16 protein-coding genes and 1 pseudogene are annotated in these 23862 nt (G+C 36.8%); 15 read left to right on the top strand and 2 right to left on the bottom strand.

The features are described from left to right. Positions 1 to 31 precede the first annotated feature (31 nt). Genes K412_RS0103095 through K412_RS0103080 form a run of 4 tightly spaced genes read left to right on the top strand, consistent with a single transcriptional unit; the run spans position 32 to position 4845 of the window. The gene (locus K412_RS0103095; protein WP_024831760.1) at positions 32 to 2518 is read left to right on the top strand and encodes an SDR family NAD(P)-dependent oxidoreductase; all 2487 of its coding nucleotides are present in this window, start codon (positions 32 to 34) and stop codon (positions 2516 to 2518) included. Between the two features lie 57 nt (positions 2519 to 2575). Then, the gene (locus tag K412_RS0103090; RefSeq protein WP_034847103.1) at positions 2576 to 2821 is read left to right on the top strand and encodes an acyl carrier protein; all 246 of its coding nucleotides are present in this window, start codon (positions 2576 to 2578) and stop codon (positions 2819 to 2821) included. Positions 2822 to 2863: 42 nt separating this feature from the next. After that, positions 2864 to 3964, top strand: a complete 1101-nt coding sequence (locus K412_RS0103085; protein ID WP_242835506.1) for a 3-dehydroquinate synthase II — start codon at positions 2864 to 2866, stop codon at positions 3962 to 3964. A 53-nt stretch (positions 3965 to 4017) separates the two neighbouring features. Beyond that, on the top strand, positions 4018 to 4845 hold the full coding sequence (locus K412_RS0103080; RefSeq protein WP_024831757.1) for a 2-amino-3,7-dideoxy-D-threo-hept-6-ulosonate synthase: 828 nt from the start codon (positions 4018 to 4020) through the stop codon (positions 4843 to 4845). A gap of 239 nt (positions 4846 to 5084) precedes the next feature. Here K412_RS0103080 and K412_RS22100 read toward each other — a convergent pair. Both K412_RS22100 and arfA read right to left on the bottom strand, forming a co-directional pair. Further along, positions 5085 to 5215, bottom strand: a pseudogene (locus tag K412_RS22100) (IS256 family transposase); the annotation flags it as partial. 77 nt (positions 5216 to 5292) lie between these two features. Continuing rightward, a complete protein-coding gene (gene arfA, locus K412_RS0103075) occupies positions 5293 to 6801 on the bottom strand; it encodes an arabinosylfuranosidase ArfA (RefSeq protein ID WP_024831756.1) in 1509 nt (502 codons plus the stop codon). 189 nt (positions 6802 to 6990) lie between these two features. On the opposite strand from arfA, the gene K412_RS0103070 reads away from it, so the two are divergent. From K412_RS0103070 to K412_RS0103020, 11 genes are all read left to right on the top strand, one after another. Continuing rightward, entirely contained in the window at positions 6991 to 7893 is a 903-nt protein-coding gene (locus tag K412_RS0103070; protein WP_024831755.1) for an ArsR/SmtB family transcription factor, read from the top strand. A gap of 202 nt (positions 7894 to 8095) precedes the next feature. Next, positions 8096 to 9127 carry an ABC transporter substrate-binding protein gene (locus K412_RS0103065; RefSeq protein WP_024831754.1) on the top strand — a complete coding sequence of 344 codons (1032 nt, stop codon included), beginning with the start codon at positions 8096 to 8098 and terminating at the stop codon, positions 9125 to 9127. 112 nt (positions 9128 to 9239) lie between these two features. After that, positions 9240 to 10772 (top strand): ATP-binding cassette domain-containing protein, encoded by a 1533-nt coding sequence (locus K412_RS0103060; RefSeq protein ID WP_024831753.1) that lies wholly within the window; start codon positions 9240 to 9242, stop codon positions 10770 to 10772. After that, on the top strand, positions 10765 to 11814 hold the full coding sequence (locus tag K412_RS0103055; RefSeq protein ID WP_024831752.1) for an ABC transporter permease: 1050 nt from the start codon (positions 10765 to 10767) through the stop codon (positions 11812 to 11814). Before K412_RS0103060 ends, K412_RS0103055 begins: the two co-directional genes overlap by 8 nt. Next, complete coding sequence (locus K412_RS0103050) at positions 11811 to 12833, top strand: ABC transporter permease subunit (RefSeq protein ID WP_024831751.1); 1023 nt, start codon at positions 11811 to 11813, stop codon at positions 12831 to 12833. The genes K412_RS0103055 and K412_RS0103050 overlap by 4 nt, the downstream gene beginning before the upstream one ends. Before the next feature lie 97 nt (positions 12834 to 12930). Beyond that, positions 12931 to 14397, top strand: coding sequence for a sensor histidine kinase (locus K412_RS0103045; RefSeq protein ID WP_024831750.1), 1467 nt, complete (start codon positions 12931 to 12933; stop codon positions 14395 to 14397). A gap of 71 nt (positions 14398 to 14468) precedes the next feature. Then, complete coding sequence (locus tag K412_RS0103040) at positions 14469 to 16067, top strand: response regulator (protein ID WP_024831749.1); 1599 nt, start codon at positions 14469 to 14471, stop codon at positions 16065 to 16067. A 711-nt stretch (positions 16068 to 16778) separates the two neighbouring features. Further along, a complete protein-coding gene (locus K412_RS0103035) occupies positions 16779 to 18404 on the top strand; it encodes an endo-1,4-beta-xylanase (RefSeq protein ID WP_024831748.1) in 1626 nt (541 codons plus the stop codon). Between the two features lie 64 nt (positions 18405 to 18468). Beyond that, the gene (locus tag K412_RS0103030; RefSeq protein ID WP_024831747.1) at positions 18469 to 20040 is read left to right on the top strand and encodes a family 43 glycosylhydrolase; all 1572 of its coding nucleotides are present in this window, start codon (positions 18469 to 18471) and stop codon (positions 20038 to 20040) included. Positions 20041 to 20074: 34 nt separating this feature from the next. Next, the gene (locus tag K412_RS0103025; protein WP_024831746.1) at positions 20075 to 21544 is read left to right on the top strand and encodes a carbohydrate-binding protein; all 1470 of its coding nucleotides are present in this window, start codon (positions 20075 to 20077) and stop codon (positions 21542 to 21544) included. Positions 21545 to 21613: 69 nt separating this feature from the next. Then, positions 21614 to 23860, top strand: coding sequence for a family 43 glycosylhydrolase (locus tag K412_RS0103020; protein ID WP_024831745.1), 2247 nt, complete (start codon positions 21614 to 21616; stop codon positions 23858 to 23860). Positions 23861 to 23862: the final 2 nt, after the last annotated feature.

Raw genomic sequence — 23862 nt, 5'->3', positions numbered from 1 at the left:
GTCGAAACTAAAGTCCGGGCAGCAAGTAGAGGTGGCATTAGTCACTCGCGATACATACAGTGTTAATGAGCATGAGAAAAAAGCCAATCCCGACAATGCTGCGTTATTTGCTCTGGGCAGAGTAATATCTGCGGAATATAGAAGTATAAGGTGCAGAGGTATTGACATTGACTCAGACACAGGTAGCGATATACTTGCAAGAGAGATTTATTCTGAGCAGACTTCGTATTTAGTGGCCATAAGAGATGGAAGAAGATATATTCAAGAGTTAGGAAGATTGGATATGGACGGCGGCAGACATAAAGAGGTAGATATTAAAAGCGAGGGTGTATATATAATCACAGGAGGCCTTGGTGGAATAGGGCTTGAAATTGCGAGGCATATATCCCGGAAAGGGGCTGGAAATGTTGCTCTGATAAACAGAACAGCCATGCCTGACCGTGATAAATGGGCTTCAATTCTTAAAGCCAATGTTGATTCAAAATTATGTAAAAAGATTAGTAAAATAAATAGTATTGAAGCTAATGGAACGGCTGTTTATACATATCAAGCGGATATATCGTTAAGAGATCAGTTGGTGGGTGTTATTGATGAAATAAGGAGCAAATTCAAAAAAATTAACGGAATAATCCATTGCGCAGGAATGGCCGGAGAGGGACTTCTTGCAGTAAAGTCTCAGTCGGATTTCAGTAAAGTGCTGTCCCCTAAAATAGATGGTACATACATGCTGGATAATGTGACAAAGGATGATGAAATTGACTTTTTTGTTACATTTTCATCCATAATGTCCATATTAAACGTACCCGGTCAGGGGGATTACGCAACAGCCAATGCATATATGGACGCATTTGCACAGTGGAGAGGTTTTCAGGGGAAAAGGACGGTATCCATCAGTTGGCCGGCATGGAAGGATACCGGAATGGCTGCGGAATACAAGGCAGATAAAAATAAATCATTATTTAAACCAATTTCGGTTGAGCAGGCATTAAGTGACTTTGAGCTGATTTTAAAATCAGGCTCATCCCATGTAATTGCAGGGGAAATTGATTATGAAATGTTGTCAGGTATATCTGAAGAAGTACAGCTTTTCAAGCTGGAAGATGATATTGCCGCTGAACTGAAAAGTACAGTAAATACTAATAGAGGTACCACTGCAAATATGAGCCCGCTACCCAGGGTTAAACTGAAAGGCGGGGTGTCTGGATGCTATACCAAGCTCGAAAAAATAATCGGGAATATTTGGGGAGCAATTCTGGAAATCGGTGAAATCAGCATTCACGATGATTTCTACGATTTGGGAGGAAATTCGCTGTTATCTATAAATATGGCAAATAAACTTAAAGAGCAATTGAATGTTGAAATTGATATAAATAATTTATTTGAACATTACAGTATTGCCGATTTGGCTGTATATATCAGTGAAAAGTACCCGGAGTCGACACAAGATAAATCCTTTGAGGATGATTTGGATAAAGCGGTGGCAAATCAAGAATGTGTAACAACAAATACTGTTTTACCCGAATCAAACAAAATTGCTATTCAGGATTCCATAATCAATCAGATAAGCGGATTAATGTGGAGACAAATGAATTGCCTTGACAGAGGCTTTGGTGTACTGATAGGGCAGCATAGCAATGAAATGTTAAGACTGTTCAAATTATTTCTTGGTATCAAGCGATGTTTTAATCTAGAGGGATATTTGGGAGGTATATACAGCAAACAGACTTTCTATAACGGTAATCTTGTAGAGAACCAACTTCTTGAAAGCTTTGGATTAAAAGCTTGCGTAATGAAAGTCAATACTTTGGAAAGCTTACATGCAACAATATGCAGCTATATAGATAAAGGAAAGCCGGTTTTAGTTTGTTTTGATGAATATTATACATTCTACTCTTCCTTCTACCTAAGCAAGCACACTAACCACCTGGCTCTGGTTAACGGTTATGACAGTAGCAAGAAGGTATATTCAGTTATTGATTACAACCACTTGATGCAAAATGGATCAAAGATTATAAATTATGGCCAATTTTATACTACTTTTAATGTTATTGAACATATTTACTCCAATATGGAGAGTATGGAAATCCTTGTACTTGAAAAACAGCAGGATGTGGTTATTAGTCAGATTGCAAATAAGTTCACAGGAATACTGGAATACATTGCTGAAAATAAACTGCAAAGTGAAGATTTAGTCTTTATTAGAAATATTATGGAAAGTGAAGATCATTATTTGGATACTGAGAGTCTGAATAAGTTGTACTTCTTTCTTGGAAGTAAGGAATTGCTAATTAACACACTCAAAGAACATTTTAAAGAAAGACATAAAGATATTATAAGTATGTCTAATGATATATTGGAGTTGTCAAATGCACTTATTAATATATGTGCTACTAGTTTGATTAGAGGGAGAAGTATAAGGTTCGATAATACAGTGGTTAACAGTATTGATAATATGTGTAAAACCAGCACGAAGTTTATTAAGGGCATTAAAGAATACATCCATAATACAGTATGGTAAACAGGGTGAGTAGCCCTATAATATGAAAATTTATATACAGAAAGGAAAATGAGGGTTATGTCAGAAATAGTTGAAATGAGATTAAAAAAGGTTATTAAGGAAAATTATAAGGGTTCGGACGTTGCCGATAATATCAGGCTTGATGATACTTTGGCTGTATTTGGATTGAATTCAGTTGAATTTGTCAAATTAGTAGTAATGATTGAAAATGAATTTGGGTTTGAATTTGATAACGAGTACCTCGATTTTTCTAAATTTACCACTATGAGGAATATTGTGGAATACATTGAAAGCAAAATATGATATTTGTAAACATATTCTAAAAAATAACTGCAAGGGGATAAAATGATGAAAAACGATATGATTTGGTTTGATGGTAGGAATTTAAAAAACGAAGAAGCTATTTTAAATATGATTTATATTTTAAACTTTGAAAATTTATTAATTAAAAAGTGTATGTTAGATACCATAACACCACCACATAAAATGAATCTGATTGTTGAAATCAACAGCGAAGTAGATATGGAAGATTTAAACAAGGAGCACATAGTTTTGTCAGCAGATCGGCAGTTATTGCAAAAATCAGTTGAAAAAGGGTTCAAGACTGCTCTTTTGCACCGGATATTTGACAGAAACAGTATGGACGAAGCATGGCAGATCGGTTCAAATTTCGATTATGTTGTAGCTGAATTTTCTGACACAACTAATATACCTTTGGAACTGCTAGTAGCAAAGCTCCAGTCCAAAAAGACTAAGGTATTAAAAATAGTTAACAGCTGTCAGGAGATGGAGCTGGCTTTCGGGGTAATGGAAGTGGGTAGCGATGGTGTTGTATTCAGCAACGAGGATCGTAGTGAAATAATCAAAGTTAATTCTTTTATAGAAAAAATGGGAACATCTAAAATTCAGTTGGTAAAAGGTAAGGTTACTGAGGTATTGCATATTGGAATGGGCTACAGGGCATGCATAGACACCACTGGTCTACTGAAAGAAAATGAAGGAATGCTCATTGGTTCAACTTCGGAAGGAGGCATTTTGGTTAGTTCTGAGACACACTTTCTTCCATATATGGAATTACGTCCCTTTAGAGTTAATGCAGGTGCCGTACATTCCTATGTCTGGGCACCAGATGGTGAAACCTCGTACATTACCGAATTAAAAGGAGGAAGTAAATTATTGTGTGTAGATACTTCAGGAAACACAAGAGAGGTAGTGGTCGGAAGGGTAAAAATAGAAAAAAGGCCATTGTTAAAGATTGAGGTTGAAGTGGACGAAAAGCGTATTAATGCAATGGTACAGGATGATTGGCATATAAGGATTTTTGGAGCCGATGGAGAGGTTAGGAATGCTTCAACAATAAAGGAAGGTGAAGAACTCCTTACTTATGTGTGCCAGGGTGGCAGGCATGTAGGTTTGAAAATTGATGAGTCAATTCAGGAAAAGTAAAGGTTAATTTGCAAATAGTTTATAATAATTTATAAAAGGAGATCGATTTCATTATGGATGGAAAAGCCTTAAGATTAGCACGGCTCATTAAACCTTCATGCAAAAAGACATGTATTGTTCCGATTGATCATGGAGTGACATTGGGGCCCATTGCAGGTCTTGGAGATTACAGAAAACTTATAGACCAAATTATAAGTGGTGGTGCAGATGGGATTGTTCTTCATAAAGGTATATTAAAAAAACTTTGTCAGGATGAAATTTTCCTGGAGGGAAATTACATATTACATTTATCCGCTTCGACAAAATTTAATGATGATTCTAACTGCAAGGTACTGGTAGGCTCTGTTGAGGAAGCAGTGCAATTAGGGGCTGACGCGGTTTCGATTCATGTTAACCTCGGGGATGCAGGTGAAAGCTCTATGCTTAGGGATTTTGGAAAAGTATCCGAGGCCTGTGCAAGATGGGGTATGCCTCTGCTTGCCATGGTATATGCTAAGAGAAGTCAAAGAAAACAGGGGGATATCGCACATACTGCCCGACTTGCAGAAGAGCTTGGGGCTGATCTTGTAAAAATTGAGAGTCCTGAAACCATGGAAGAAATGCGCGAAGTGGTGAAGAATGTTCACATTCCTGTACTAGTAGCAGGTGGTGAAAATATGAACAATCCAGAAAAACTACTTTATATGGTAAACAACTCAATTTTGGCAGGAGCAGCAGGGGTGGCCATAGGAAGGAATATTTTCGCTTCTAAGAATCCGGGTCTGCTTATAAAGCTTATTAGTATGATAACACATAAAGAAAAAGGACTTGATGAGTGTATTGAAATACTTAAAAATGATTGTAAATGTTCATCGGATACAAAGGTGCCTGTTCTTTTCTAATATAACGGTATGAATAAAAGAACCATCCAGGGACTGTAAATAGTTTTGGTGTATGAAGCCTTTCAAACTCAATAATGGCTAAGTATTTACAAAGTATTAACTCTCAAAAATTTAATATTATATTTCAAATTATTGCCATATCGCTCTATTTTTATGCATTATTTAGATTAAATCTGGCAATAATTATTTAATAGTGGTATTTCTGTGCTTATAACTGTATTTTAAGGTCTAGCCCGTTTCCGGTATCGTTGAGTCCATTTTTTTATTACATTCATTGATGCAAAATAAAGCATCTTTCAAGGGAAGTAACAGAAGGAAAAACCGCTTTAGTCTTAGTAACTTCTCTGAACTGTCGGTGCAATCCTTTAATTTTATACGGAAGTACTTTGGTTAAATAGAAAAAGATCTGTTTTGCAACAGACCCTTTTTTATCCTTATTCATTAATATTACTTTACTTTTTTCAATCTTATAACATTCCAGGAAAGATTCTTTAAGGAAGCCTTGATACTTCCATCTTCTGCAATAGCATTTCCATTGTTGCTGGGTATAACGTTATTTGGATTTTCTTTTGTATTAGTAGCTTTCACATCATCATGCTCAAGAACTATATGTTCAACAACCTCAAACTGTCCGAAGCCGTTTAGTTCAACATCAAGAGTAATGCTATCTTCCATATGTCTGTTTACTGCAAAAACGGTAATTTCATCATTGCTGTCACTAATAACTGCTGTTGCGTCTATAGCTGAAACGTCAGTAAAATCCTTAGTATCAAACTTAGGTGCTTTCATAATAGTGTTTAGAACAGTGCCACGTCCAAAAACTGAAGTGTGGAGGTATGGATAGTAAATGGTCTGCTTCCAAGCACTACCGCCGTTCTCAGTCATTATTGGTGCAATAACATTAACAAGCTGTGCAAGACAAGCTATCTTTACCCTGTCGGCATTTTTTAACAGAGTTATCAGCATACTACCAACTAATAGTGCATCCTCAAAATTGTAAATATCTTCAAGTTGGGGTGGTGCTATTGACCATCTGTCAATTTTTTTGTCTGCCTCATTGGAGTGGAACCAGACGTTCCATTCGTCAAAGGAGAGGTTTATTTGCTTCTTACTGCGCTTTTTTGCTTTTACATAATCACAGGTTGCAACAACAGACTTGATAAAGGCATCCATATCTACAGACTTTGCCAGGAAGTTAGCAGTGTCATTGTCTTGGTTTCCATAATACGTATGAAGTGAAATATAATCAACATGTTCATATGTATGTTCAAGCACCGTAGCTTCCCACTGTGCAAATGTAGGCATACCGCTTCCTGAACTTCCGCAGGCTACTAATTCGATTGTAGGATCCACCATTTTCATAACCTTTGCAGTTTCGCAAGCTAGTCTTCCGTATTCTTCTGCAGTTTTTGCACCTATTTGCCAAGAGCCATCCATTTCATTTCCAAGACACCAGGTTTTTATGTTATGAGGCTGGCTGTAACCATGAGACTTTCTCAAATCACTATAGTATGTTCCCTGAGAAAGATTACAGTATTCAATAAGATTTCTTGCTGCCTCAACACCTCTTGTTCCCAAGTTAACGGCCATCATAACTTCTGTACCTACTTCTTTAGCCCATGTCATGAACTCATTGGTTCCAACTTCGTTGGTTTCAATTGTAGACCAAGCTAACTCTGTGCGTCGAGGCCTCTTATCTACAGGACCTACACCATCTTCCCATTTGTAGCCGGAAACAAAATTTCCGCCGGGATATCTTACTATAGGCACCTGTAATTCTTTTATCATTTCTGAAACGTCTTGCCTGAATCCTAATTTGTTAGCTGTAGGGTGTCCTGGCTCATAGATTCCGCCGTAAACAGCCCTTCCCAAATGTTCAATGAAAGAGCCATAAATTCTTTTATCAACGGGTCCTACAACATAGTCTTTGTTAAGTATCATTTTTGCGTTATCCATGCCTACCTCCAATAAAAATATTAATTAGTCAAGATGATTAATAAAAATATTAATCACTTAATAGTAACCTTAATAACAATATAGTATATTCCATTTTTCTATATGTCAATACAAATAATTGACTTGATATTTACAAATTATAACGTGTAATTTATACTTGTATTAATTTAAATGAGGAGCAAGATATAAATGAAGACAGATATATCTGAAAAGTGGCTGCCTGTGTATGAAGCATTAAGCAGCAGTGTAAGAATTAAAATAATTAACTTACTTGCAATGGATGCTTTAAATATTAAACAGCTTGCCCAAGAGCTTGGCTTGAGCAGTGCAATAGTAACAATGCATGTAAAAAAACTTGAAAAAGCCGGCATTGTTCATTCAGAAAGAAAAAGCATTAACGGGGCAGTACAAAAACTATGCTTTCTTGACATAGACTCCTTGGAAGTCCAATTTCCTAGTAGACAGTCAAAAACAAGAAAATACCACGAATTTTCAATGCCAATAGGTCATTATACCAATTTTACAGTTACCCCCACTTGCGGAATAGCAACACCTGAAAAGGTTATAGGTGAGTTTGATGATCCAAGGTATTTTTTGGAGCCGGATAGAGTTAACGCAGGAATACTTTGGTTTACGGAAGGTTATGTAGAATATAAGATTCCAAATTTTTTGCTTTCAGTTCAGCAGCCTGAAGAATTAGAAATATCAATGGAGCTTGGTTCTGAAGCTCCAGGAATAAACAGCAATTGGCCATCAGATATAACTTTTTTTCTTAATGAAAAGAAAGTTGGTCAATGGACCAGTCCAGGTGATTATGGAAACAGCAGGGGAAGATATACTCCTGACTGGTGGAGCCTGCAAGTTGGTCAATATGGGCTGTATAAATCCATACGGATAACACAGGACGGATCTTATATAGATGGCATTAAAGTTTCAGATACATCTCTTTCATCTTTGGATATTCGTCAGAAATATTGGACTTTCAGAATAGCAGTATTGCCAGATTCACAAAATGTTGGTGGGGTAACAATATTCGGCAAAGGTTTTGGCAATTATAGCCGAGATATATTGTTTAAATTATACTATAAATAAATTAAAATTAATAAAAAATTCAACAAAATTCATAAAAAAATATACTTTTCAATAACGCTATTTGAATTAATAATTTACTTAATAAATTATTATAAAAAACTCTTAATATATTCTGTTTCGATAAATAAACAGCTTTGCTAAAATAATCTTGTCGGTGGAAAATACCGGTAGGCAGTAAAGTTTATTATAGGAGGAATAATTAATGAAAAAAAGGTTAATTGCGTTGCTAATGTGCTTTTCGTTAGTAATGGCAGCAGGTTGTGGAGCTGCTGGTACGGATTCGAATGATTCTGACTCGTCTCAGGCTGCCCAATCATCTACAGCTGCTAATGATTCAGACAGCAATAAGTTGATTACTATAGGTTTTTCACAGGTTGGTGCTGAAAGTGACTGGCGTGTAGCTAACACAGCATCCATGAAGTCTGCTTTGTCAGAAAAAAATGGCTTTAAGTTAATTTTTGCAGATGCACAGCAAAAACAGGAAAATCAGATTAAAGCGGTAAGAGATTTTATATCACAGGATGTTGATGTTATTGCAATAGCACCTGTTACAGAAACCGGATGGGAAACTGTATTAGGCGAAGCAAAAGATGCAGGAATACCTGTAATAATAGTTGATAGAATGATAAAGGTTTCAGATGAATCACTCTTTAGCTGCTGGGTTGGTTCAGACTTCCAGAAGGAAGGCGTTGATGCAGCTGAATGGTTGGCAAACTACATAAAAGAACAGGGAAAAACCGATACACAAAATGTTGTAGTTCTTCAGGGAACAATAGGCTCTTCTGCTGAAATAGGCCGTACAAAAGGCTTCGGTGAAACAATAAAGAAATACAGCAATTTTAATATATTAGCACAACAGACTGGGGAATTCACTCAGGCAAAAGGTCAGGAAGTTATGGAATCTTTCCTCAAACAGTACAATGACATTGACGTAGTTGTAGCACAGAACGATAACATGGCCTTTGGAGCAATTGATGCTTTAAAAGCAGCTGGTAAGGTTCCCGGAAAAGATGTAGTAATTGTATCTTTTGATGCAGTTAAAGCAGCATTCAAGTCAATGATAGCCGGAGATATGAACGTATCAGTAGAATGTAATCCGTTACACGGACCAAGAGTAGCTGAATTGGCTAAAAAGCTTATGAATGGCGAAAAAGTTGAAAAAATACAGTATGTTGATGAAAAAGTTTATCCTGCTGAAACAGCTGAACAAGAGCTTCCAAATCGTCAATATTAATTTAATCCTAGGTTGTAATTGAATAAAAAACAGGTGTGAATAAAATACTGTTTCACACCTGTTTTTTTAAAAGATTAACTGCAGCAAGTTATTGGGAAAGGATGGAGAAGGCGTGGGGAATGAAGGTCATGAAGTTCTTAAAATGAGAAACATCTGCAAGACTTTTCCAGGAGTAACAGCATTGTCCAATGTAGATTTTACATTGCGAGCCGGTGAGATTCACGCTCTTATGGGCGAAAATGGTGCTGGAAAAAGTACTTTGATTAAGGTTTTGACAGGTGTTGAAGAATTTGAATCAGGTCAAATACTTATAGACGGTTTAAATCATCCAGTTATTAATAAATCTCCCCAAGAAGCACAAGCAAACGGAATAAGTACCGTATACCAGGAGATAAATTTATGCCCAAACCTTTCGGTAGCTGAAAATATTTTTATAGGAAGAGAGCCAAAAAAGGCGGGGCGTATTGATTGGAGAGCAATAAATAAAAGAGCAAAAGAGATATTATTAAGTTTCAATGTAGATATTGATGTTACAAAATCACTGGATAATTATTCAGTAGCAATGCAGCAGATGGTTGCCATCGCCAGAGCTGTTGACATTACCTCAAAAGTGCTTATTTTGGACGAACCAACATCAAGTTTGGATGAAAATGAGGTTGAAAAACTTTTTGAGGTAATGAGAAAATTAAAGGCCCAGGGAACAGGTATCATATTCGTAACACACTTTCTTGAACAGGTATATGCAGTATGCGATAGGATTACCATTTTGAGAAATGGCAGTCTTGTAGGCGAATATGAGGTTGACAAACTGCCTAGAGTTCAACTGGTTGCAAAGATGATGGGTAAGGAATTTGATGATTTGGCTTTGATAAAAAAAGCAGCAAAGGAAGAGGAAATCAAAGCAACAAGGGAGAACTTTATCTCTGCTAAAAAGTTAGGACATACAGGAACTATCAAGCCTTTTGATTTAGAAATCAAAAAAGGCGAAGTAATAGGGCTTGCAGGTCTTTTAGGCTCTGGGCGTTCTGAATTGGCTAGAGTATTGTATGGCGCTGATAAGCCAGATTCCGGAGAATTGGAAGTAAATGGCCAGAAGTGCAGTTTTAAGGCACCCATTGATTCAATGAAAGCGGGAATGGCTTTTTGTCCTGAAAATAGAAAAGAAGAGGGAATTATAGCAGATTTATCTGTAAGAGAAAATATGATACTTGCTCTGCAGGCTAAGAGAGGTATGTTCAAACTTATAAGCAAAAAGGAGCAGGAGGAGCTTACAGATAAGTTTATTAATATGCTTCAGATAAAAACTTCAAGCCGTGAAACCCCTATAAAACAGCTAAGCGGCGGTAATCAGCAAAAAGTTATACTGGGTAGATGGCTTATGACGGAGCCGGACTTTTTAATTCTTGATGAACCTACAAGAGGTATAGATGTTGGAACAAAAACTGAAATACAAAAACTTGTAGTGGACTTTGCAAGTAAAGGAATGACGGTAATGTTTATTTCTTCCGAAATAGAAGAAATGCTTCGTACTGTTAACAGAATGGCTGTTCTGCGAGACGGCCGAAAAGTGGGAGAACTTGACGAAAGTGAATTGTCTCAGGAACATGTTATGAAGGTTATTGCAGGAGGTGATGCTAATGAGTAGTCAAATTAAGAAAATCACAAAATATCGTTTGTTCTGGCCATTAGTATGCCTTTTTGCGGTATTGGTTGTGAATCTTATCAGAACTCCTGACTTTTTTAATATATCAATTAACAGTAATGGGGTATTATATGGGTATCTCATTGATATAATAAACCGTTCCAGCGAATTAATCATTCTTGCAGCAGGTATGACAGTATGTGTAGCATCCTCGGCAGGAACAGATATTTCAGTAGGATCGGTAATGGCTGTAACAGGAGCAGTGACATGTTTCTTATTGGGAACAGGGGATGCATATAATATGCCTTACGCCCTTGCAGTATTAGCCGGGATTCTGGCTGCAACTGCTTGCGGTGCTTGGAATGGTTTCCTTGTTGCAAAAATGAAAATCCAACCAATGGTAGCAACATTAATTCTGTTTACCGCCGGCCGAGGTATTGCGCAATTGATAACCGGAGGAAATATACTTTACATAAAAGTGAAAAATTTCAAATATTTGGGCTCTGTACTTCCCGGAGTACCTTTACCGACTCCTATTTTTGTAGCTGTAGCAGTAGTAATTCTGACTTCTGTTCTTCTTAAAAAATCGGCGCTTGGAATGTATATTCAGAGTGTGGGTATAAATGCAAAAGCAAGCAGATTAATCGGATTAAATTCAACACTGATAATATTTTTGACCTATGCATTTTGTGGTTTGTGCTCAGGGATTGCAGGGACAATAGCCACCTCAAGAATCTATTCCATTGACGCAAATAATGTTGGACTGAATATGGAAATGGATGCAATTCTTGCAGTTGCACTGGGGGGGAACAGCCTAGCAGGAGGAAAATTCTCATTAGCAGGCAGTGTTATAGGTGCAATTACAATACAGGCATTGTCTACTTCACTTTACTCAATGGGAGTATCGGCAGACCAGTTACCTGTTTATAAAGCAATAGTAGTAATAATAATTGTATCCTTGCAGTCAAAAGAATTTAAAAAGTTCGTAAAAAATATTAGTCTAAAGCTAAAAATAACTGGGGCTGGAGAGAAGGTGACACAATGATAAAGAGTTTACGTAGCAAATTAAGCGGCAATAACTTTTTGCTGTTTGTAACTATTATATTATTTTTTGTGTTATACATATCCGGCATGGTGATATTCCAAGATAAAGGCTTTGGAAAGCCTCAGGTTTTTTTAAACCTGTTTATAAGTAATGCAGGATTAATTATTGCGGCTGTGGGTATGACAATAGTATTGATTACAGCGGGTATAGACATATCAATCGGCTCGGTAATAGCAATGACATGTATGCTCCTTGCCTGGATGATGGAGAAAAAAGGCATGGATGCCTGGTTAAGTATAGTAATTGTTTTGGTTGTGGGTGTTGTGTTTGGCCTTGTACAGGGTTTTCTGGTGTCATATCTCAACATTCAGCCCTTCATAGTAACGCTGGCAGGTCTGTTTTTTGCAAGAGGAATGACTGCAATAATCAGTGCTGAAATGATAACCATTACAAATAAAACATTCCTTAGTATAGCAAACGCTAAAATATATATACCGTTTATTTCCACGGTAACAAAGAAGGGAAAAGTAATACATCCTTACATATACCCCAGTGTAATTCTTGCCATTGCTGTTTTAATAATTGCTTTCGTTATTTTAAAGTACACGAAATTTGGTCGTTCTATATATGCAGTTGGCGGTAATGAGCAATCCGCACTACTTATGGGATTGAATGTCAGGAGGATAAAGCTGAAAGTATATGCACTTAATGGTTTTCTTGCAGCTTTAGCGGGTTTTGCTTTTGCCCTAAATTCCTGCGGAGGCTTTGTTGAACAGGCCAGGGGTTTTGAAATGGATGCTATTGCTTCGGCTGTAATCGGAGGAACTCTTCTTACAGGTGGTGTCGGTAATGTCATAGGTAGTTTGTTTGGCGTCATGATAAAGGGTACAATAGAATCAATAATAACTTTTCAAGGTACGCTGTCTTCATGGTGGACAAAGATTGCAATTGCAGCACTCCTATGCATATTCATTATACTGCAGAGCATATTTGCATCAATTAAGAGAAAGAGTAAATAGCATTTAAAAAAAGTAAATAGAAAGAGACAGTCTTTTATAAAAGACTGTCTCTTTTGGTGCATTCAGGATTGGGATATAAATAAGAGGAGAAATTATTATGAAAATTAAAAAATATTTAGGCATATCATTAAAAACAAAAATGAGAGCTTTGATGGTTAGTGCTATTATTCCCCTTTTGGCATTTGTTTCTTATCTTATTTTCCAAGTGGGAACATATTCGGATTACTACGATGCAATTTATAAAAGCATATCTGTTGCTAATGATTTCTCCCAGAAATTCAAATATGATTATGATTACAGCATGTATCAGATTGTAATTGGGTCAAGCAATTTCAAAAAAGAGGACATATTTGGTAAACTGGAAGATGCATATAATAAAGTGAAATACCTGAGAACATCCGCATTAATGCCTGAAAACAAAAGTACTACTAAATATATGAAAGATTATATTGATAGTCTTAAACGAAGTACTGAAATTATTAAAGAAAATTTAGAAGCTGATGGGCCTAAATACGATAAGAATTTAATGATTCTTGATAATGATATTAGAACTACTACGACCATGATTACTGATGCCATTCAAAAATACGTATATATTGAAACTTTTCAAATGAACAAGGTACATACTAAAATTGAAGCGGAAAGAAAAAGAAATGTTACGTTTACATGTATAATTTTTGCTGCACTATTAATAGTAACTCTTATTTTGGTAGAATTTATTTCTTACAGCATTACAAAGCCTATAAAAAACCTCTGTATATCAGCAAAGTTGGTTGGAAATGGAGATTTTACTACACGAGTCCCGGATTCTGAAAGTGATGAGATAGCCATGCTAACATCAAGTTTTAACACAATGATTGAAAAAATAGGCAGTCTGGTGGAAGATGTAAAACTGGAGCAAATAAATTTGAGAAAGACAGAGCTAAAGCTTATGCAGGCTCAAATAAATCCACATTTCCTTTATAATACATTAGATACTATTATATGGTTGGCTGAAGGCAACAAAACCAAGGATGTTATACAGATGGTAAGTGCATTGTCCAGATTTTTTAGGATTGCATTAAGTAAGGGCTATGACTTTATAAGTATTAGGGAAGAAGAAATGCTTATAAGGAGCTATCTACAGATTCAACAGTACCGGTATCAGGATATTCTAGAATATGAAATAAATATTTCTGAGGAGCTTGAAAATTGTAGTATTCTAAAGCTTACACTTCAGCCTATAGTCGAAAACGCACTTTATCATGGAATAAAAAACAAAAGAGGAATGGGAAAAATAGTTGTAGAGGGCTATTGTCAAGGAGAGAATGTGTTATTAAAAGTAAAGGATAATGGAATTGGAATGAATCAGGAGCAAATTGAAAAAATTAAGAAACTCTTAATCATGCCCAAGGATAAAAATGCTCCGGAGCAAAAAGGATTTGGTTTATTTAATGTAAATGAAAGAATTAAGTTGAATTTTGGGGATGAGTACGGATTAGATGTAAAAAGTGAATACGGTGTCGGAAGTGAATTCACTATTTGTATCCCAAAAATCACCCAAAACCGTCATTATAATATTTAAATTTCAAAAAGAAGGTATTGTAAATCTTAGGATGGAATATTGTACTTAGTACGGTCAGAGAGGTGATACAGGTGTATAAAATATTTCTTGTGGATGATGAAGTTATAGTTCGTCATGGTATCAGGGATTGTATTAATTGGGAGCAAACGGATTTTGTATTTTCAGGTGAAGCACCTGACGGTGAATTTGCACTGCCGCTTATTATGGAAATAAAACCGGACATATTAATTACTGATATAAAAATGCCGTTTATGGACGGATTGGAGTTAAGCCAAGTGGTCAGGAAAAATATGCCTTGGGTCAAAATTATTATTCTTAGCGGACACGACGAATTTGGTTTTGCAAGGGAGGCAATGCGTATAGGTGTAACCGAATACTTGCTAAAGCCAGTGACTGCCCACGAACTCCTTGAATCACTGGAAAAAGTTAAAGAAGTAATAATAACCGAAAAAAAAGAAAGAGAAAACGCGGAAAAAATAAAAAAACAACTTGCGGAAAATGCTCCTTTATTCAGGGATAAATTTTTAAGCGAGCTGTTATTGGGGATGGTTCCTCTGGCCGAAGTTATTGATAACTGCGAAAGATTAAATATAAGTATAATTTCAAAGTTTTACATTGTTGAGATTATAGAACTGGAAATGCCCAAAAAAAGTCCTTCAGAAGGAGAGTATACAGAAGTACTGCAAGCAGAGGCTTTGATAGATAACATAGTTGGCAAAAACAGTGAGATTATTAAATTTAGAAGGACCCTTGGAGAAATTATAGTAATAATAAAAGGGGACAATCCCCAAAGTATGGAAGAAGCAGCTTACAGTTTAGCTCAATCTCTTAAATATGAGGTGGAAAGGAAAACTTCATGCATTCTTGGAATCAGCATTGGTGGTGCGAGAGAAAGAATACAAGGGATTACCCAATCCTATAAGGAAGCGGATGAAATAAAAAACTATCGCTATGTATATGGGAAACGAAAGATTCTTGGTATAAACGATATAAAGTCTGATATGGGTAGTAAAAAGGATTTTATTAAGATTGATATGAACGATACCTACGAATTTCTGAAATGCGGACTGAAATCAGATGTGGGATGTTTTGTAGGTAAGTTCATTGATAATCTCAACGAGATTGATATGAAGTCACCAATATATATACATTATCTGTTCATGGATGTGGTAATAAGTGCGTCAAGGTTCATTGACGAACTTGGAGGTGAAATTGAAACTCTGATACCCTGGGTATCAAATTTAGAGAACTTCGTTGCAGGTATAGATTCTATAGAAAAGTTCGGAGAATTAGCAGAGCGTACTTTAAAAATAGTATTGGAATTCAGGGATACTAGAGTAGAGAGAAAGTACGACAGTATTATAAAAAAAGCAAAGGAGTATATACATAACAATTTTGCCAATTCTAGCATTTCTCTCATTTCAGTTGCATCATATGTCAATGTAAGTCCTAGTCATTTTAGCACTATATTTAGCCAAGAGGCAGGAGAAAATTTTATAGAATACCTGACAAAGGTACGAGTAAAAAAGGCAATGGAGCTTTTGAAAACTACTTCTCTAAAATCATCTGAAATTGCTTATAATGTTGGATATAACGATCCTCATTATTTCTGCTATATTTTTAAGAAAGCTACAGGTGTTACTCCTAAGGAGTATCGAAGTGAAATGTAGTAAGAAAAAATATATTATAACAAAGTTAAAAAAAAATATACAAATGCAATGAGTAAAATAACCAATTTACTATTTTTTCATCATATGGTAAAATAATTACAAAATTTTATACCAATAACAAAAAGATTTTTATTGAGATGGAAACTGTTTACATTCTATAATTAATTAACATAGTTAATATGTACTAAACGTTCTTTTTCATTTTACTCCTATTCTTACATTAGCCAAAGTAAGTCAATACCTCTTATATATAATTAGACAATAGAATATCATTTGTTATTGGTATTGGCTTATCTTTTGGCCAAGTGCTGAAAGATAACAATTAGACAACAATTAAGAAGGGGGGGCTCAGAAAAACACTAAAAAATTGTCTATTTCCCTACCAGTCGTAATAATTTAAAGTAATTAATTCTGACCAAACTTGTATGCAGGAGCATACATCGATAATTTGTATTAGTATACACTTTTCAAAAAGCATTTTAAGAGGTTATCTTGTTCTGCCGGAAATGGTAACCTTGGCTTATCTTGAAGATTTAATACTTCAGTAAAACACTATATACGCATTTATTTGTTGAGATCATTGCCAAATTATTCGTACATAATGGGATGGTTGCGGCTTATGCTGTTCATTTGAACAGTGTTTTATGCTGCTAGTTACCGGGGGTAACTATATCTGTAATTTTCAAAATTTTAGAACGGAGGTTAATAAGAATGATTAAAAAAAGCAACAATTGTAAGTTAAGAATCTTTAGTATTCTACTTTCAGCTCTTTTGTGTGCTTGTATTATCAACAGCAGTCTGCCGCTTACAGCTGATGCTGCAATGGCTACAGGAAAACCAAAATTTGTTGGTAATATATGGTATGATGGTAGTGTACCTAGTAAATTTGGAGACTACTGGAATCAGCTTACACCTGAAAATGCAACTAAATGGGGTTCCTGCGAGCCACAGCAAGGTGTATATAATTTTAGCCAAGCTAAAGCAATGTACAACTACTGTAAAACAAATAAGATTCCTTTTAAGTTCCATACACTTGTATGGGGTTCACAGTATCCAAACTGGTTAAATAATCTTTCTGGAGCAGCAAGGAAAACAGCCATTGAAAACTGGTACAAAGCAGCTGCACAGAATTTCCCGGATCCAGAATTCATAGACGTTGTTAACGAGGCTATGCCTGGACATGCTCCATTTCCATTCAAAAATGATATCGGAGGTGACAATGGCCTCTATGGTACAGGCTGGGATTGGATAGTATGGTCTTTTGAAATGGCTCGTAAGTATTTCCCAAATGCAAAGCTGTTGATTAATGACTATAATGTTTTGAATGAATGGTCATGTCTTGATCAATATATACCTGTTGTAAAAATATTGAAAGCCAGAAACCTCATTGATGGTGTTGGCTGTCAATCACATGGTCTTGAAAAGACAAGTGCTGCTAATCTAAAGTCAAGATTGGACAGGCTTGCTGCAACAGGTGTACCTATATATATTTCTGAATTAGATTTAGATATTGCAGATGACAATGCACAGAAAAGTAAGATGCAGGAGCTTTTCCCTGTAATGTATGAACATTCTGCAGTAAAAGGTATTACTATCTGGGGATATATACAAGGACGTACATGGATTCAAAACTCTCACCTTATACGCAGTAACGGAACCGAAAGACCAGCATTGACTTGGTTAAAGCAATATTTGGCAAACGTTCCTGGTGAAGATATACCTGTAGAGCCCAGAAGCGCATTTGAAAAAATAGAAGCAGAGAGTTATAACGATCAATCCGGAATTCAAACTGAGACATGTAGTGAAGGCGGAGAGAATGTAGGTTACATTGAAGACGGCGATTACATTGTTTATAAAAGCATAGATTTCGGAAACGGTGCTACAAGCTTCAAAGCCAGAGTAGCAAGTGCTACCAACGGAGGAAAGATTGAAATCAGATTGGATAGTGCTAATGGAACATTGATAGGTACTTGTCCAGTTGCAGCAACCGGAGATTGGCAGACTTGGGTTGATGCTACATGTAGCGTTAGCGGAGTAAGCGGAAAGCATGACTTATACCTGAAATTCACAGGTGGAAGCGATTATCTATTTAATATCAACTGGTTCATATTTGGAAATACTCCTGTTTCTACAGACAAAATAGGTGATTTAAATTCAGATGGAGAAATAGATGCCTTGGATTTCCAAATTTTGAAAAAGTGCATTTTAGGAACAGAAACAGTTAAAAATGAAAAACTTGCTGATTTAGATGGCAGCGGTGCAATTGATGCACTTGACTTTGTTCTTATGAAGCAGTATCTGCTTGGACAAATAACAAAATTTCCGGCTGACAAATAATTATTAATTGTGAAGGGAAAGTATTCTACCTTTCATAAAAGTGATTTAAAAATGAGGTATTTAAATGAAAAAAGTATGTAAAATTGCAGCCCTCTTGTCAGCAATTACATTATTTATTCCAACAGTAAGCTATGCTGACAACCCTATAGTACAGACCATATATACTGCTGATCCGGCCCCTATGGTGTATAACGATACTTGCTATCTTTACACTACACATGATGAGGATACATTGGTAAATAATTTCTTTACTATGAATGACTGGAGGTGCTACTCCTCAACTGATATGGTGAACTGGACGGATCATGGCTCACCACTGTCTTACAGTTCATTCAGTTGGGCAAAAGGAGATGCATGGGCAGGCCAATGTATTGAAAGAAACGGAAAGTTTTATTTTTATGTTCCACTAACACCTAAAAATGGTGGTACGGCAATTGGAGTTGCAGTATCGGACAGCCCTATAGGACCGTTTAAAGATGCTCTTGGAAAACCGCTGGTTAGTACGGGCAGTGGTGACATTGACCCAACAGTGTATATCGATGATGACGGGCAGGCCTATCTGTATTGGGGTAATCCAAACCTTTACTATGTAAAATTGAATCAGGATATGGTCTCCTACTCAGGGAGTATTGTAAAGGTACCGTTGACAACTGCAAGCTTTGGAGTCAGAAGTAAAAATGACAGGCCAACTACATACGAAGAGGGACCATGGTTTTACAAACGCAACAGTTTATATTACATGGTATTTGCAGCTGGCCCCATATCTGAACATATAGGTTATTCTACCAGTACAGGACCTACAGGACCTTGGACATATAGGGGCAAAATCATGCCAACCCAAGGCAGCAGCTTTACCAATCATCCAGGGGTAGTTGATTATAAGGGCAATTCGTATTTTTTCTATCACAATGGAGCTTTGCCCAATGGAGGAGGGTATCATCGTTCGGTTTGCGTAGAGCAATTTAACTATAATGCCGACGGTACTTTCCCAACAATAAATATGACTACAACTGGTCCGGCACAAATCGGCAACCTTAATCCATATGTTAGAACCGAAGCCGAAACAATCTGTTGGGAATCTGGTGTTGAAACTGAAACCTGCAGTGAAGGTGGAATGAATGTAGGCTTTATAGAAAACGGAGATTACATAAAGGTAAAAGGGGTTGATTTTGGTACAGGTGCAGAATCCTTCGCTGCAAGAGTTGCCTCGGCTACCAGTGGGGGAAATATAGAGCTGAGACTTGATAGTCCAACAGGAAAACTGGTAGGAACTTGTGAGGTTACAGAAACAGGTGGATGGCAGACATGGGTGGACAAGACCTGTACGGTAAGCGGTGCTGAGGGGATACATGACTTGTACTTGAAATTTACAGGTGGAAGTGGTTATCTGTTCAATTTAAACTGGTGGAAGTTTACCAAAGCGGAGAATACCTCTGCTATTGGAGACCTCAATGGAGACAACAGCGTGGATGCGGCAGATTATGCCATGATGAAAAAATACCTTCTTGGATTAATTGAAGATTTTCCGGCAGAAAACGATATTGAAGCCGGAGACTTAAATAAGGACAGTGTTATTGATGCACTTGATTTTGCAGTTTTTAAAAAATATCTGCTTGGTACAATTCCAAGTTTATAATGATTTTACGTGTTAAAAGAAAGGAGTTAAATAAATGAAAAGAAATATATTAACTAAAAAAACCCTTTGGGGAATGGTGGCATTTGTTTTTGCTTTGACTTTAATCTTTACGGTGCCTGATACTAAGGTACAGGCTGCAACATTGCCAACTACACCGCCGGCAGGATATGACCAGGTTCAGAATAATATTCCACATGGTCAGGTAAGTTACATCAATTATCAGTCAGCGGCAACAAATAGTACAAGAAGAGCTAGAATTTATCTGCCACCAAACTACTCACCTGACAAAAAATACAGTGTAATGTATTTATTGCACGGTATTGGTGGAAATGAAGACGAGTGGTACACTAACGGTGCACCAAATGTTATTCTTGACAATCTAATCGCTGCAGGTAAAATTCAGCCGTTTATATGTGTATTACCAAACGGAAATGCAACAGGAAACGGTGTATCTGACGGTTGGAGTAATTTTACAAAAGATTTAATCGGTAGTCTTATTCCATATATAGAATCACACTACTCTGTTTATACAGACCGTAATCACAGAACTGTTTGCGGACTCTCAATGGGTGGCGGACAATCATTTAATATCGGACTTACAAATTTGAATTTGTTCCCATATGTAGGAGCTTTTTCTCCAGCACCAAACACACTGCCTAATTCACAGTTATTCCCTGATAATGGAGCATCTGCTAGAGAACTATTGAAATTCTTGTTTATTTCTTACGGAACTACCGATAATTTGATTAGTTTTGGTACAGGGGTACATAATTACTGTGATTCTAACAATATTCCAAATACCTATTTCCTTATCCAGGGTGCAGGTCATGATTGGAATGTATGGAAGCAAAGCCTTTGGAACTATTCTCAAATGATATGTGAAAGAGGATTTACAGACTATGCTCCTGCTGAACCTATATCAGCATTTTCAAAAATTGAGGCTGAAAACTACACAAGCCAATCAGGAATTCAAACCGAAACTTGCTCAGAAGGAGGCCTGAATATAGGATTCATCGAGAACGGAGACTATGTTGTTTATAAAGATGTAGACTTTGGTACTGGTGCAACAAGTTTTCAGGCAAGAGTAGCAAGTGCTACTAATGGAGGTAAAATCGAAATCAGACTCGATAGTCTTACAGGTCCTTTGGTAGGAACTTGTGAAGTTAAAGGAACTGGTGATTGGCAAGTCTACACAGATGCAAGCTGCAGCATCAGCGGTGCAAGCGGAAAACATGATTTGTATCTGAAATTTACTGGTGGTAGTGACTATCTTTTAAACGTGAATTGGTTCAAATTTGGTAATACAACTCAGACTCTTACAGGTGACCTTAATGGAGATAGCAGTGTAGATGCAACAGACTATGCATTGCTGAAAAAGTATCTTCTTGGTCAAATTACTACCTTCCCTGCTGGTGATATAAATGCTGCAGATATGAACAATGACGGTGTAGTTGATGCTATAGACTTTGCTGTTTTCAAAAAAATCCTTCTGGGCACAAATTAATCTAAAAGTTAGCAGGTAAATTTTTAATTTACCTGCTAACTTTTAACAACAAAAAGGAGGAAACATGAGATGCTTTTTAAAAAGGTCTTCAGTATTATTTTACTGGTGTGTTTAATAGCTGCTCAGACGACTTTTGTCGGAGCATGGCAGTCAGATAATAATAACGGTACATATACAAATCCGATTTTAAATGCTGATTATCCTGATATTGCTGCTATCAGGGTAGGAAGCGACTACTATATGGTAAGTTCCACATTTGTGTCATTTCCATCAATACCTATCCTACATTCAAAGGATTTGATCAACTGGGAAATTATAGGATATGTCACTTCAGACCTTAATGGTACAGGAAAATCTTATAATCTTTCAAATACTTTTAATGATTACGGACATGGCTGTTGGGCGCCCACCATTGCCTACCGTAACGGGACGTATTATGTGGGTATCTATCAGGCACAAGGGAAATTCATTATGTGTACTGCCACAAATCCTGCAGGACCTTATACAAAAACAGTTTATAATCAGGGGTTCCATGATCCTGGACTTTTCATTGATGATGACGGCACAGGATACATAATTTCTGAAGCAAATGACGTTAGAGTTACTAAACTAAGTGCCGACTATAAGTCGGTAGTAAGTAGCCAGGTAACTACTCGTATTGAAGGTGTAACAGGTAATTATCTGGTGGAAGGCACTCATGTTATGAAAAGGAACGGATATTATTATATATTCCGTAACTCTACACCTCCAGAATCATATACCTACTGCCTAAGGTCTAAAAACATATATGGGCCTTATGAAATGAGGATACTGCTGAATGGACCGAGCATTCCGGGAGGAAGCCAAATACATCAGGGAGGGCCTATAGATACTGTAACTGGTGAATGGTGGTTCTATGTATTCCAGGATGGTCAAGGTCTGGGCCGAAGAGATATTTTGATACCTATGCAGTGGCAGAATGATTGGCCAATACTTGGAGACCCGGCCACAGTAAAAAATGTAACAATAGCAGGAAAAAGCTATCCAATGGGTTCCGTACCTATTACATATAAAAAGCCAGATGTGGGTGCAACATACCCGATTCTTACAATTCCTAATTCTGATGAATTCAATTCAACAACAATGGGATTGCAGTGGCAGTGGAATCATTATCCGGATAATACAAAGTGGTCTTTAAGCGAGAGACCTGGTTATCTGAGACTTCACGCAAAAAATGCAAATAATTTGTGGAGGGCTACCAATACCCTTACACAAAGAGTGGAGGGACCTGATTGCCAAGGCACTATAGAGCTTGACACTACCAATATGTTAGACGGTGACAATGCAGGCCTATGTCTCCTTAATATTCCATATGGAACCATCGGGGTAACTAAATCAGGCGGAGTAAAAAGAATAGTGGCCAATATAAACGCTAACAAGGATACGGCTGGAACCATTACAAATGGTCCTACACTTACGGGAAATATTGTTTATTTAAGGGCTAAAGCAGATCTTAACAGTAATAAGGCTACATTTTACTATAGTACTGACAATATAAACTTTACTCAACTTGGGGGAACATTAAACATGCCTTTTGACTTGGGGTTTTTCCAAGGTGACAAGTTTGGTATATACAATTATACAACTGCTTCCTCGGGAGGTTATGTCGATATTAACTGGTTCCGTTATTATACATCTGCAGGACCAAATACTCCTATACCTGATGTTCAGTTATCAGCCTTTGAAAAAATAGAAGGAGAAAACTTCAATTCACAATATGGAATTCAGAATGTGGATTGTGATGAAGGCGGTCTGGCTGTTGGCTACACAGAAAACGGAGATTACACCGTATATAAAAATGTTGATTTTGGAAATGGAGCAAGTAGCTTTAAGGCTAGAGCATCCAGTGCAACCAACGGAGGTACCATTGAAATAAGGCTTGACAGTCCAACTGGAACTTTAATAGGTTCTTGCAAAGTTGCAGGAACAGGAGGATGGCAAGTATTTACGGATTCTATTTGTGATGTAGAACCTGTTAAAGGAAAGCATGACTTGTATCTGAAATATACGGGAGGAAGCGGATATCTGATTAACCTTAACTGGTTTCAATTTACCGAAGCCGATAGTTCTGTCCTTCTGGGAGATGTTAATTCAGACGGACAAATAGATGCTATTGACTTACAGCTCATGAAAAAACATATTCTGGGTTTAGGGGAAATTGAAAACATAGAATCCGCTGATTTAGATAATAACGGTGATGTTAATGCACTTGACTTTTCTCTAATGAAACAATACCTACTGGGGATAATTAGTGTTTTTCCGGGACAAGGCACATGATT

Origin of the sequence: Ruminiclostridium josui JCM 17888 (genome assembly GCF_000526495.1) — a bacterium.
Lineage (GTDB): Bacteria > Bacillota > Clostridia > Acetivibrionales > DSM-1351 > Ruminiclostridium > Ruminiclostridium josui.
This window is presented reverse-complemented; position numbering and strand designations above follow the sequence as displayed.

Bases quoted from the DNA above. Each gene is read 5' to 3' on its own strand.
- K412_RS0103050 (WP_024831751.1), top strand. From the start codon at position 11,811: ATGATAAAGAGTTTACGTAGCAAATTAAGCGGCAATAACTTTTTGCTG.
- K412_RS0103045 (WP_024831750.1), top strand. From the start codon at position 12,931: ATGAAAATTAAAAAATATTTAGGCATATCATTAAAAACAAAAATGAGA.
- K412_RS0103085 (WP_242835506.1), top strand. From the start codon at position 2,864: ATGATGAAAAACGATATGATTTGGTTTGATGGTAGGAATTTAAAAAAC.
- K412_RS0103065 (WP_024831754.1), top strand. From the start codon at position 8,096: ATGAAAAAAAGGTTAATTGCGTTGCTAATGTGCTTTTCGTTAGTAATG.
- K412_RS0103025 (WP_024831746.1), top strand. From the start codon at position 20,075: ATGAAAAGAAATATATTAACTAAAAAAACCCTTTGGGGAATGGTGGCA.
- arfA (WP_024831756.1), bottom strand. From the start codon at position 6,801: ATGGATAACGCAAAAATGATACTTAACAAAGACTATGTTGTAGGACCC.
- K412_RS0103055 (WP_024831752.1), top strand. From the start codon at position 10,765: ATGAGTAGTCAAATTAAGAAAATCACAAAATATCGTTTGTTCTGGCCA.
- K412_RS0103090 (WP_034847103.1), top strand. From the start codon at position 2,576: ATGTCAGAAATAGTTGAAATGAGATTAAAAAAGGTTATTAAGGAAAAT.
- K412_RS0103070 (WP_024831755.1), top strand. From the start codon at position 6,991: ATGAAGACAGATATATCTGAAAAGTGGCTGCCTGTGTATGAAGCATTA.
- K412_RS0103030 (WP_024831747.1), top strand. From the start codon at position 18,469: ATGAAAAAAGTATGTAAAATTGCAGCCCTCTTGTCAGCAATTACATTA.
- K412_RS0103035 (WP_024831748.1), top strand. From the start codon at position 16,779: ATGATTAAAAAAAGCAACAATTGTAAGTTAAGAATCTTTAGTATTCTA.
- K412_RS0103020 (WP_024831745.1), top strand. From the start codon at position 21,614: ATGCTTTTTAAAAAGGTCTTCAGTATTATTTTACTGGTGTGTTTAATA.
- K412_RS0103080 (WP_024831757.1), top strand. From the start codon at position 4,018: ATGGATGGAAAAGCCTTAAGATTAGCACGGCTCATTAAACCTTCATGC.